Below are 12,029 nucleotides of genomic sequence, written 5' to 3' on the forward strand. Positions count from 1 at the left end.
GTGGCTGCCGGGGTTTCTCCCGGGCTCTTACCCTGACGTCGAACGAGGACCGCGGAGATCGACACGGGATTTTCGATTATTTTTCACTCACCCGTTCCAGATGGCTTCCACGCGGGCGCGCACGAGCCGGCGGCCCTCGGCGAAGCCCGGCAGGGCACGCAGGGGGGCGAGCGCCGGGCAGCGGTCGATCCACTCCAGGTCGATGAGGGCCGTCTCGGCCGCGCGCAGGAAGTACTCCAGGGCCTTCTCCGGGTGGCCGGTGAGGCAGAGCTGCTCGGTGGCGAGCTGGCGCTGGAACGAGGCGAACCGGGGGCTCGGGGACCTGGCGAGGAACTCATCCAGGGGGGCGAGTGAGGCGAGGGAGTCCACCTCTCCGAGCACGGCGGCGGCGTAGCGGACCCCGAACTTCGAGGGACCGAGCGACTCGTCCTCCAGCGCGCGCCGGAGCTGCCGGACGCCCTCCAGGTCTCCCGTCCAGGCGCAGACGCGCAGGCGGAGCATCAGCCAGGGAACGCGGTAGGTGCCGAACGTGGCGAGCCGCTCGCTGGCCAGGCGGTAGTCCTCCATGTTTCCGCGGAGCGCATTGCAGCGGGCGAACTCGAACAGGCTGAAGCCCAACCGCGTGTCGAGCTCATAGGCGCGCCGCAGGTGGACGAGCCCCTCGTCGGCGCGGCCGGCCTCGCACTGGAGGCTGCCGAGGAATTGCAGCGCCAGGGGGAAGGTGGGGGCGGCCTCCAGCGAGGCCCGCGCGGCGAGCACGGCCTTGCGCCAGTCTCCGTCCTGTGAGGCCATCATGGCCCGGGTCAGGTGCGCCTCGGCGGACTGCGGCGAGCGCTGCTCCAGGCGCGCGACGCTGGCGCGGGCCAGGGCCTCCCAGTTGTGCTGGGGACTCGAGCCGCCCACGTACCAGGCCCTCAGGGAGAAGATGGCATGGAGCGCCAGCGCGGGGTGGAAGTCCGGCGCGAGCTCGATGCACTGCTCCAGCCAGCCGAGCGTGACGTCCGGGGCGTAGCTGGGCGTGTAGCCCTGGCGGAAGGACTGCTGGTAGAGGGCGAGCGCCTCCGGCGGCAGGGCGTCCCGGTGCATGGCGAGCCGCAGCTCGAGGCGCAGCGCCTCGGCGATGCGCGGGCTCAACCGGTCCTGCAGCTCGAAGGCGTCCGGGGAGGCGTCCTCGAAGCGGCCGCTCCACAGCTGGGTGCCGTGGGCCGTCTCCACGAGGCGGATGGAGACGCGGGCCGTGGGACCCGAGGACTGCACCGTGCCGTCGACGAGGAAGCCCACGCCCAGCTCGCGGCCCACGGTGCGGGGCTCGCGCTCATTGCGGAAGCGCGCGGTGGCACCGCTGCCGGACACGCGGACGCCCCGGGTGCGTGACAGCACGTCGATGAGCGCGTCGGTGAGTCCCTCGCCGAGGTGTTCCAGCTCCTGGGCGCCCTGGAAGCGGAAGGGGAGGATGGCCAGGCCCAGCTCACCGGTGGCCGTGAGCGTCCCGGAGAGGGAGCGCACGACGGTGGGGTCTTCCCGGGGTGGTACTGGAAGCGGGGCCAGCGTGGGGGCCACCGAGAGCGTGGGCGGCTGCTCGCCGAGCTCCTCCAGCCATGCGCGCAACGACTGTGCGAGCTGGAGGGCACTGGCGGGGCGCTCCTCGGGGTCGCGGGCGAGGCAGTGCAGCACGCGCTCGGCGAGGGCGTCCGGCACGGCCGTCTTGGCGCGCGGGTCCGGCGGGGGCTGGCGCAGGCGGGCGAAGGCCACGGCCATGGGCGAGTCCCCGGAGAAGGGCGGGGCCGCGGTGAGCATCTCGTAGAGCATGAGCCCCACGGCGTAGAGGTCGGCGCGGGCGTCCATCTCGCCGCCGGTGAGCTGCTCGGGCGCCATGTACATGGGAGTCCCGGCGGTGCCCTGGGTGCTCCGGGCGGCCTCGTCCACGAGGGCCCGGGCGATGCCGAAGTCGGTGAGGACGACGCGTCCGCCCTTCTCCACGAGGACATTGGCGGGCTTGAGGTCGCGGTGCACCACACCGGCGGCGTGGGCGGCGGCCAGGCCCTCGCACACCGCGAGGGCGATGCGCGCGGCCCGCACGGGCGCCAGTGGCCCCTCGCGCGCGATGAGCGAGCGCAGGTCCTGGCCCTCCACGTACTCCATGGTGAGGTAGTTCTGCCCGGCGTGCTCGCCGAGGTCGTGCATGCGCGCCACATGGGGGTGGGCGATGCGGCGGGCCAGGCGGACCTCGCGGCGGAAGCGCTCGAGGGCGTCCGTGCCGGGCTCCTTGCCCAGCTCCAGCGTCTTGAGGGCCACCACGTCACCGACGAGCACGTCGCGCGCCCGGTAGACGTGACCCATGCCGCCGCGGCCCACGAGCGCCTCGAGGACGTAGCGCCCGGCGAAGAGCTCCTGGGAGGACTTCGGTGCCGGGGAAGCAGCGGCCTCCGGCCGACGCTCGAGGGTCAGCAGGGTGGCTTGATGGTCGGGAGGAGGGGAGGCGCTGTCGTCGGACACGGCGGGGCGAGTCTAATCGCCCTCGGGCGGGTCCGCGAAGGATGCCCCAGACCCAGGCGCCGACTCGAGCCCATTTCCGCTCGCCCGCGCCCATTTCCCCTCGCCCGCGCCCATTTCCCCTCGCCCTCCGGGAGAGGGACGGGGTGAGGGTGCCACGGACCCCGGGTTGAACCCGTGGCCCACACCGTGTGCCACGGGCTGGAGAACGGGGGCGGATACCCTCACCCCCGCCCTCTCCCGAGGGGAGAGGGAGTTACCGGCGCCGGGCCCGCTCCAGCTTGAGCGTCTTCTCGCCGTGCTGCTTGCCGTTGAGGGCCTCGAAGGCGGGCACGTCCTCGTCGGCGACGAAGACGTACGAGTACGTGGGCTTGAGCTCCACGCGCTGCACCTTGCCCGCCGGGGCGCCCAGGGACTCCAGGGTGCTGGTGACGGCGGCCTCGTCCTGCGCCGTGTCGCGGCCCAGGCCCACCCACAGGCGCGCCTGGCCGGGCACCTCGGGCGTGGACTCGGGACGCTCGGTGCGCTCACGGCGCGGCGGACGCTCGCGCATGCCACGCGGCCGGTGCTTGTCCACCTTCAGCGCCTTCTCGCCGTGCTGCTTGCCGTTGAGCGCCTCGAAGGCCCCGGACTCGGACTCGGGCACGTAGGCGTAGCCGTACGCGGGGCGGAGCACCGCCTTGTTCACCTTGCCCGCGGGAGCGCCAGCGGCCTCCAGGGCGGCGATGAACTTCGCCTCGTCCAGGCCATCGTCCATGCCGAGGTTGAACTTCAGCTTCACCTCGCCAGGGCCGGCGTCCGGAGAGGGCGGCGGCCGGTTCGGATCCCGCTCGCCGCGCGGCCGGCTCTTCTCCACCTTGAGCGTCTTCTCCTTGTACGTCTTGCCGGTGAGGGCCTCGAAGCCCGCCAGGTCCTCCTCGGCGATGAAGACGTAGGAGAAGCCGGGCTTGAGGTCCGCACGCACCACCTTGTTGGCGGGGGCGCCGGACTCCTCCAGGGCGGTGACGATGCTGCCGGGCCCCAGGCCATCCTCGGTGCCCAGGTTCACCCACAGCTTCACCTCGCCGGGGCCGGCCTCGAAGGACGCGGGGCCGCGCTCGCCCCGCTCGGGACGGTCACGGCGCCTGTCGCCACGCGCTCCGCGCTCGCCACGCTCACGCGACTCGCCGGACGGCTCCCCACGGGACTCCCGGCGCTCCTCGCGGCGCGGCGGCCTGTCCCGATCCCGCTCGCGGTCCCGGGGACGCTCGCGGTCGCGCTCGCGGTCCTTGCGGCGGCCCTCGTGCCTGGCCTCCTGCGGCTCGGGGCGCTCGCCCTGCTGGGCGGCCTGGGCCTTCTCCATGCGCAGGTGGCTGAAGAAGTACTTCAGCAGGAAGGCCATCAGGTCATCCGCGTCCGGCCGCGCCTTGAGCTGCGCGGCCAGGGGCAGGAAGCCCTCGAAGATGGAGTCGGAGGCGGCCTCGCGGATTTCGCGCACGTGGCGCTCGGCCCACAGGCGCATGGCCTCCTCGGGGGCGGGCATCTCGCGCTTCTCGAACTTGATGCCGTACTTCTTCTCCAGCGTGGTGTACGTGGCCAGCTCGCGGCCGGAGAAGAGGTTGATGGCGGTGCCCTTGTTGCCGATGCGGCCGGTGCGGCCCACCCGGTGCAGGTACACGGCGGGGTCCTCGGGCAGCGAGTAGTTGATGACGTACTCGAGGCCGGAGATGTCGATGCCGCGCGCCGCGATGTCCGTGGCCACCATGAAGGCCACTTCCCCGCGCTTCACCTTGCCCATCACCCGCTCGCGCTCCTTCTGCGGCAGGTCCCCGTTGAGCAGGTCCGCGTCGAAGCCGTTGCGGTTGAGCACCGCCGTCACCAGCGCCGTGTCGTCGCGGGTGTTGCAGAAGATGATGGCGTTCTGCGGCTCCTCCGCCTCCAGCACGTAGATGAGGTTGCGCGGCTTGGGCAGCGCGTCCGACACGTCGTAGCGGATGTGGTGGATGTGCTCGACGGTGAAGACGTCGCCGGAGAGCAGCAGCGTCTCCGCGTTCGTCGTGTAGCGGGCAATGAGGTTCTGGATGTCCGTGGGCACCGTGGCGCTGAAGAGCAGCACCTGGCGGTCCTTCGGGAGGCGGTCGAGGATGCGGGTGACTTCCTCGTAGAAGCCCTGGTTGAGCATCTCGTCGGCTTCATCCAGGACGGCGTGGCTGCAGCCCTCGAGCTTGAGGTTGCCGCGGTTGATGTGGTCGAACACCCGGCCGGGCGTGCCCACGATGATCTGCGTGCCCTCCTCGAGGGCGTCCTCCTGCTGCTTCATGGAGGCACCGCCGTAGATGGCGGCCACCTTGACGCCCTTGTGCTTGCCCAGGGCGGCCAGCTCCTCGGACACCTGGAGCGCCAGCTCGCGGGTGGGGCAGAGGATGAGGGCGCGCACCCGCTTGTCCTCGGCGGAAATCTTCTCCAGCAGGGGGAGGCCGAAGGCGGCCGTCTTGCCCGTGCCGGTCTTGCTGCGCACGATGAGATCCCTGCCCGCCATGACGGGGCCAAAGGCCTTGGCCTGGACAGGGGTGGGGTTGGTATAGCCACGGTCCGTGATGCCGCGACGGAGGGGCTCGGACAGGTTCAGGTCATCGAAGCTGACGTCCGCGACGTACTCGGCGGGGCGCGACGGGGCTTCGGCAGTGGTTTCCGGCTGCTCCGGAGATTGGTTGTCGCTCATCAAGCTTGGGGCATAACCCCTGCATTAGGCTCTGGCAACAATCGGCTCACTTTGCTTAAGGAACCCCTCATGGCGATTGGGAGGAAGAAGACGGGAGGAACGGGGACCCGGAGCCGGGCGAAGAAGCCCTCCGCTGCCCCGCCCCCCGAGGAGGCCGAGGCGGTGGAGGCCGAATCCGCCGAGCCGGAACCGGACGCCCTGGAGCCCGCCCCCGAGGAGCTGGAGGAGGTGGAGGCCGAGGTGGAGGAGGTCGCCGCCCCCCCCCGGGCGGCCCTGGTGAAGGCGGGCGAGACGGGGCTGGCCCGGACCGACCCCCTCCAGGCCTACATGAACGAGGTGCTGCGCCACCCCCTGCTCTCCCGCGAGGAGGAGACGGCACTGGCCAGGCGCTACCGGGACACGGGGGACGTGCAGGCGGCCTACCGCCTGGTGGCGTCCAACCTGAGACTGGTGGTGAAGCTGGCCCACGAGTACCACCGCAACCCCCTGTCCCTGCTGGACCTGGTGCAGGAGGGCAACATCGGGCTGATGCAGGCGGTGAAGAAGTACGACCCCGAGCGCGGGGTGAAGCTCAGCTCCTACGCCGCATGGTGGATACGCGCCTACATCCTGCGTTACATCATGGACAACTGGAAGATGGTGAAGCTGGGGACGACGGAAGCCCAGCGGAAGCTCTTCTTCAAGCTGCGCCAGGAGCAGGACAAGTTGATGGCGCAGGGCTTCGATGTGACGCCGAAGATGCTGGCCGAGCGCCTCAACGTCACCGAGCAGGACGTGGTGGAGATGGACCAGCGGCTGGGCCACGACGAGATGTCGCTGGACGCGCCGGTGGGAGGAGACGATTCGTCGGCGACGCGGATGGACCGGTTCCTGCCGTCCTCGTCGGTGGGGGCGGAGGAGCGGCTGGGCAACGAGCAGCTCAAGGCGCTGTTCCGCGAGAAGATGCAGGAGTTCGCGAAGTCGCTCGAGGGCAAGGAGCGCTACATCTTCGAGAACCGGCTGATCGCCGACGAGCCGTTGACGCTCCAGGACATCGGCGACAAGTACGGGGTGAGCCGCGAGCGGGCCCGGCAGATCGAAGCGGCGCTCATCAACCGGATGCGCGAGTACATGCGCGAGCACATTCCGGACTTCGACCTGGTGGCCAACCCGAAGGGGTGAGCGGGCCCGGGGCGGCGGGCTACTGCGCGGTGTAGCGCCGGTGCCGGCCGCGGAAGTGCTTGTCGAGGTAGTCCTCCAGCCCGGGGCCCTTCTCTCCACCGGCGGCGGCGAGCAGGGCGTGTGCCCCATCCACCACCGCGAGTGCCTCCTCGAGGGACACCTCGCCCTCGGAGAGCGCGCTGAAGAGGTGGCAGTGGTAGCGGCGGCAGCCCTCGGGGCGCTGGGCGTAGGCGGTGCACGTCTTCCCGTCCAGGGCGGCGCAGCGCTGCGGGAGGAGGGGCGTGCCGTCCTCGCGCTCCTTCACGGGCAGCCCCAGGGCCTTGAGGGGGCCGGCCTCGGTGCGCCGGAGCGGGACATGGGTGAAGAGGGTGCCGTCGCAGCACAGGCCACAGCGCAGGCACAGCGTGGAGAGGGACATCGGGGCACGGCTTCCGGGGAGCGAGGAGCCCCCTTGCTAGGGGTGAACGGCCTGCCAGGCAAGGGGCTCGTCGTGTGCCTCAGCCCTTCTTGGGCTCGACGTAGTCGCGGAACGTCGCGACCTCCTCGAGGCGGGCGTCGGCGTAACCCCAGTGCTCGACATCCACGTTGTACTGCCCCTTGGCGATCAACATTCCCCGGCAGAGCTTCTTCTTCTCGGGCTCGTTGTGCTGGTTGCGGGCCCGCTCGAGCAGCTCGTCCCAGACCCAGCGGGGCACATGGTCTCTCTGGCCCGGGTAGCTGAAGCGGTAGAAGGTGAGATGGGCCAGGAGCACCTCCCAATGCGGGTCGAACCGCCGCATCAGGTGCTTCCAGTCCATCTGCTTGCCGCGCGCGAGGATGAGGTGGCTGATGTCCGTGCCGTCGAAGCGCTCGCGCTCGCACACGAAGGCCTTGGACCAGATGATGTCCTCGGGCGGCGCCACCAGGATGGGCAGCCCGTGGATGACGCCCGGGTGGGCCTCGTCGATCCAATGGTCATCCACGATGGCCACGCCGTTGCCCGAGCTGAAGATGAGATCGGCGAAGTACTCGTCGTTGGCGTAGGCCTTCGCGATCCATACGGGGTCGTGCATCTTCGTCTGGAAGCCCATGGAGCCCAGGGCCTCCATGGCGCGCTCCACGTGCTCGCGCTTGAGGAAGAGGTCCAGGTCCTTGGTGTCGCGGTAGATGCCCGTGTAGAGGTGCAGCGCGTAGGCGCCCGCGACCACGAAGGGAATCTCCGCGTTCTTGAGCGTGCTGAGCGCCAGCAGGTGCGCGCCACGCTCGATGGGAGGACGCTGGTCCGCCTGCATCGGGGGCGGCGCCTTGCTGGGCTTGCTCAACGGCCTGGAGGAGTCCTGGCTGCTGTCCTGCCCCACAGTCGGATTGTCGGTCTGTTGAACGGTCATGGCACGCTCTCGGTGTCCTGGCAGGTAGGTTAGGGATGCGGATTTCCGGGGGCAGGAGGACCCTCGGGGGCTCCTGCCCGCCCGGCCGCTCCCCAGGCAGGGGGTGTCAGCTCGGGCTCGCCCAGAGCGCCGTCCCCGGCTCCGAGCCATTCACCTGCCGCTCCGCGTGGCGGTAGGCGCGCGCCTTGCTCGGCGCATCCACCTTCATCTGCTCGCCGCGAGGGCCCTGGAGCTCCAGGTGGTAGCCCTGCTCCCGCTGGCCCTCGTTGGCGATGCTCCAGCCCGCCTGCTTGATGTGCTTCTTGCACACGCGCTCGCGTCCCTTCATGGCCCTCTCCTTGTCCTTTTTGTCGCGGCCATGACGGGCCGCGTCACGAAGGTGGAGGATTCGTCCGCTCCGGCGCGGCTGCATGCCGTTCCCGGGGTTTCAAGCTCGGATGCCCGCCCATCGGCCCGGCGCGCGGGGGTGGATGGCCGCCAGGTTCCCACGGGGCGCCGGAGGGGAGCGCCTCGTGGCGTGTCCGCCGGGCCCTCCAGCACGGGTGGCGGCCCTGGCACCCGGGGACAGGGGAGTCCCATGGTGAAGGGGACGGAGGAGACGACCATGGCACTGCCCAAGCACCTGGACGACGCGGCCGACCGGCTGCACGAAGCCTTCGCACGCATCGAGGACGCTCGCGCGAAACCGACGAGCCCGGAGAGTCTGCGCGAGTGGTTGAACGCACTCACGGACTACGCGCAGGCGTTGATGGACCTGCACGAGTTCAGCAACGAGTCCGTCCACGAGAAGCTGCACGTGCTCTCGGGTCTGCTCAAGCTGCAGTCCTTCCCGGAGAATCCCGTGCAGGACCTGGAGCCCCAGCAGCCGATGACACCCGGCAGCTGAGCGAGCCGCGTCACGCTCCGCGCCGCGCCGGCATGCCGCCGAAGGGCCACTCGAAACCGGGGTACCGGACGAGCTCCGGTGCCTTGCGGCTTTGCCATGCGAACGCCTCGCCGGGGCGCATCAGCAGCGCCTGGGGTCCGTGCCCCACCTGCCGGCGCACCTGCTTCAACCGCTCGGGGTACGGGTCCGCGTCGGGATTCTCGTCCATCGTGCTGGCGCCACTCACCGGCTCGCCCGGGTAGCCCGGGTAGCGCGGCCCCATGCCCTCGCGCCAGTACCAGGGCGCGCCTCCGTCCGCGCAGGGCACCACGTAGCGCGCGCCGAGCAGCTCGCCATAGTGCAGCGCCTCCTCCGGCCCGGCCATGAGCTGCTGTGGCTTCCCGAGCGCCTCCACGGGCACGTCCACGAGATAGGCGTCCAGCGTGGTGTAGCCGAAGAAGAGGGGCTCGAGCCGGAAGCCGCGCACGCCGCAGAAGAGCACGTCCACGGGCGCTTCCTTCCGCAGGGCGCGGCAGACGGTGCGCATGTCTCCGCGCACGTCGTGCCCGGCATCGGCGAAGAAGGCGGCGGAGAAGCCCGGCGCACGCACCAGCCAGGTGTTTCCCTCGTTGAAGAGCTCCGGGTAGAGGCCCTCGCCGTCGGTGGGCTGCTCGCCGTGGAAGGGCAGGGCGCGCACGGTGATGTCGCCCACGAGCCGCTCTTCGCCCCAGCGCAGCGCCTCGACGCGGGTGTAGCCGAGCTGTTGCAGCCGCAGCACGCAGTCGGTGGAGAAGAGGCTCTCGCGCTCCACCGCGGGGACGAAGATGCGTGTGTCGCGCGGCAGCTGCAGCAGCGAGCCCAGGTGGAAGTGATCTCCGTGCGAGTGGGTGATGACGACGGCGTCCACCTGCCCGAGGTCCCTCGGCTGCATGGGCGGATAGTCCGGCCGGTCGAGCCGGCTCGCGGGGCGGAAGTACGGGTCCACCAGGACGCGCGCCTGGGCGCTCGATACCAGCACGGTGTTGTGGCCCACGAAGAGGGCGCCGGGCGCGGGCACGTCCATGGGGCCGTCGTGGCGCACGAGCCAGCCCGCGCTGGACATGTCCGCGAGCAGCTCGCCCACGGCGGGCACGGCCGAGAGGGTGCGCAGCTCGGCGCGGGTGGCACCGCGCGCGAGCGAGGCGAAGAGCTCGGCGAGGGCGGGCCACTCGCGGGCCTTCACGGGGAAGTCGAGCCCCTGCTCCTCCTGGCGCAGGTGGAGGATGCGGGGCTTGTGCCGCGTCGCGTCGGGGAAGAGCACCTCGTGGCGCAGCGGGCGCCGGCCTCCGCGCCGCCGGCCCTCGTCGCAGAGCGCGGCATAGCCGGGCGTCTCCTCCAGCCAACGCACGAGCGCCTTCGCTTCCCGAAGCGAGCGCTCGGGTCCCAGCTCGGCGAGGCGTTGCTTGAGAGGGACATGGGCGTGCCGCACGGGCCGTGCGGTGGGGCCCTGGATGCTGCACCCCAGGTCCTCGTGGTGCTCGGCCTCCGTACGAGCGGAGGCGAGGACGGCGAGGCTGACGCCACGGTGGAGGGTGAGCCGCATGGTGATGCTGCTAGCAGACTTGCTTGCCCGCTCCCATCCTTTCCGATGATGCTCCGCGGCCGACCGGGAGCAGGGGCCGGAGGGAAGAGGCAGGCGCATCCGGTGGGCTCGACGTTCCCGTCATTCTTGTGGAGGGGGAGATGAATAGCTTCTTGAGGATGATTCCCGTCATGGTGGCGGGGCTCCTCCTGCTCGGTGCCGCGAGGCCGGAGGGCGCACCATCCCTCAGCCCCTACAGGCACTACGACAGCAACACCTTCATCCACGGCAACTTCAAACCCTCCTTCCAGAAGCAGTGGAAGGCCAGTGCCGAGCGTCTGAAGAACCCTCCGTCCGAGGGAGCGGTGATGCTGCCGCTCGCGGTGTCCTCGTTCCGCAAGGTGACCGACCCCGTCCTGCCCAAGCGGCTCGCCGAGAGCGTGAAGTCGCTCGGCCCGGAGGAGCGCGCGGGGCTCGAGGGCGCCCTGCTGCAGCTGTACAAGGGGTATGAGCAGACGTTGGATCAACAGGATCAACCGCAGCTGAAGAACAACCTCGCGGGGGCCTTCAACTTCCTCTTCACGTCCTCGTTCTGCGCGCTCCGCAATGGCCAGGAGCTGACGGGCGTGCAGCAGCAGTCCATGCTGGAGCAGATCAACGCGGCCATCGGCATGGGGCTCAAGGACCGGCGCATGTCGGACCGGGACAAGCAGGAGCTGTACGAGTCGGTGGTGCTCTCGGGCAGCATCATCCTCGGGCTCTACAACGAGGGGCGAGACAAGGGGCGCTCGGACCTGATGAGGGAGTCGCGCGAGCTGGCCAAGGAGCTGCTGGACGAGATGATGGGCATCCGCATCGAGAAGGTGCACGCCGAGGACACCGGCGTGTGGATCGAATGAAGGGTCTTGGGCAGTCCGTGGCCTCCATCGAAAACATCGAGTGACACCATGAACCTGACCCTCCTGAACACCGACGAGACCATCAGCAAGCTCGTCTCGCTCATCAAGAACGCGCGCAAGCACGTGGTTCTCGTCTCCCCCTACGTCACGCTGGGGAAGGAGGACCGGATCGGACAGGCCATCCGGGCGGCGCTGAGCAACAAGGTCTCCGTCACCCTGATCTTCCGGCTCGATGACGATCTCCAGGCTTTTGCCCGGACGTTCAGTGAGTATCTCCAGGAGCTCAAGGAGCGGGGCCTTCAGATCCGCCTCCTCCCCAAGCTTCATGCGAAGCTGTACTGGTCGGAGTCCGAGGTCATCATCTCCTCGTTGAACCTGCTCTCTTCCTCGTTCCTCTCCAGCATCGAGGTGGGGCTCTGGTCTCAGGAGCCAGCGGATGTCTCCGAGGTGCGGGAGTTCATTCGCAAGGAGATCGAGCCGCACCTGCTCTCTCGCGAAGACATCCAGAGGCGCTTTGGCATCAAGGCTGACGGAGACACCCGCGCTCCCAGGAGTGCCAGGCAGGCGGAGCGTTCTCGCGCTCCCGCAGTGGTGCAGGGGTTCTGCATCCGGTGCGCCGTGGAGATCGAACTCGACCCCGAGAAGCCATACTGCTGGGACCACTACCAGAAGTGGGCCGAGTACGGGAACGCGGACTACGAAGACAGCTACTGTCATGGTTGTGGCGATGACTTCCCGGCCACCATGAACAAGCCGCTGTGCCGGAGCTGTTACCGGAAGATGCGCGACTGAGAGGGGGGCGCTGGAGCGGAGTTGTGCGCCTCCTGGGCGCGTTCTTCACGAACCTGTCCAACAGTTGGAGTGCGCCAGGCGAAGCCTGGGTGAGGAGGAAGCGATGTAGGAGCGGAAACTTCACGAAGGGACCCTGCGGGTTCAAACCCCGCCCGGCAAAGGAGGCCGCCAGCCGGAAGCGAGTCTTGCG

At 69.8% G+C, this 12,029-nt stretch carries 10 protein-coding genes; 4 read left to right on the plus strand and 6 right to left on the minus strand.

What is annotated here, in order from left to right; translation table 11 throughout:
- Positions 1–87: 87 nt before the first annotated feature.
- The gene (locus AC16DP_RS02475; RefSeq protein ID WP_329731126.1) at positions 88–2,496 is read right to left on the minus strand and encodes a protein kinase domain-containing protein; all 2,409 of its coding nucleotides are present in this window, start codon (positions 2,494–2,496) and stop codon (positions 88–90) included.
- Between the two features lie 253 nt (positions 2,497–2,749).
- Complete coding sequence (locus tag AC16DP_RS02480) at positions 2,750–5,194, minus strand: DEAD/DEAH box helicase (protein ID WP_329731125.1); 2,445 nt, start codon at positions 5,192–5,194, stop codon at positions 2,750–2,752.
- Between the two features lie 69 nt (positions 5,195–5,263).
- On the opposite strand from AC16DP_RS02480, the gene AC16DP_RS02485 reads away from it, so the two are divergent.
- The gene (locus AC16DP_RS02485; RefSeq protein WP_329731124.1) at positions 5,264–6,355 is read left to right on the plus strand and encodes a sigma-70 family RNA polymerase sigma factor; all 1,092 of its coding nucleotides are present in this window, start codon (positions 5,264–5,266) and stop codon (positions 6,353–6,355) included.
- Positions 6,356–6,374: 19 nt separating this feature from the next.
- Here AC16DP_RS02485 and AC16DP_RS02490 read toward each other — a convergent pair whose 3' ends face one another.
- The 3 genes from AC16DP_RS02490 to AC16DP_RS02500 all read right to left on the minus strand — a co-directional run bounded on the left by AC16DP_RS02490 (position 6,375) and on the right by AC16DP_RS02500 (position 8,050).
- On the minus strand, positions 6,375–6,773 hold the full coding sequence (locus AC16DP_RS02490; RefSeq protein ID WP_329731123.1) for a YkgJ family cysteine cluster protein: 399 nt from the start codon (positions 6,771–6,773) through the stop codon (positions 6,375–6,377).
- 79 nt (positions 6,774–6,852) lie between these two features.
- Positions 6,853–7,722, minus strand: a complete 870-nt coding sequence (locus tag AC16DP_RS02495) for a nucleotidyltransferase (RefSeq protein WP_329731122.1) — start codon at positions 7,720–7,722, stop codon at positions 6,853–6,855.
- Between the two features lie 106 nt (positions 7,723–7,828).
- Complete coding sequence (locus AC16DP_RS02500; protein WP_329731121.1) at positions 7,829–8,050, minus strand: hypothetical protein; 222 nt, start codon at positions 8,048–8,050, stop codon at positions 7,829–7,831.
- Between the two features lie 276 nt (positions 8,051–8,326).
- Between AC16DP_RS02500 and AC16DP_RS02505 the strand changes: the two genes are divergently transcribed.
- Entirely contained in the window at positions 8,327–8,608 is a 282-nt protein-coding gene (locus AC16DP_RS02505) for a hypothetical protein (protein ID WP_329731120.1), read from the plus strand.
- Positions 8,609–8,618: 10 nt separating this feature from the next.
- Here AC16DP_RS02505 and AC16DP_RS02510 read toward each other — a convergent pair whose 3' ends face one another.
- Complete coding sequence (locus tag AC16DP_RS02510; protein ID WP_329731119.1) at positions 8,619–10,169, minus strand: MBL fold metallo-hydrolase; 1,551 nt, start codon at positions 10,167–10,169, stop codon at positions 8,619–8,621.
- A gap of 140 nt (positions 10,170–10,309) precedes the next feature.
- Here AC16DP_RS02510 and AC16DP_RS02515 point away from each other — a divergent pair, with 140 nt between their 5' ends.
- Both AC16DP_RS02515 and AC16DP_RS02520 read left to right on the plus strand, forming a co-directional pair.
- A complete protein-coding gene (locus tag AC16DP_RS02515; protein WP_329731118.1) occupies positions 10,310–11,047 on the plus strand; it encodes a DUF6683 family protein in 738 nt (245 codons plus the stop codon).
- Between the two features lie 48 nt (positions 11,048–11,095).
- A complete protein-coding gene (locus AC16DP_RS02520) occupies positions 11,096–11,839 on the plus strand; it encodes a phospholipase D-like domain-containing protein (protein WP_329731117.1) in 744 nt (247 codons plus the stop codon).
- Positions 11,840–12,029 lie beyond the last annotated feature (190 nt).

This window comes from Archangium sp. (genome assembly GCF_057119385.1).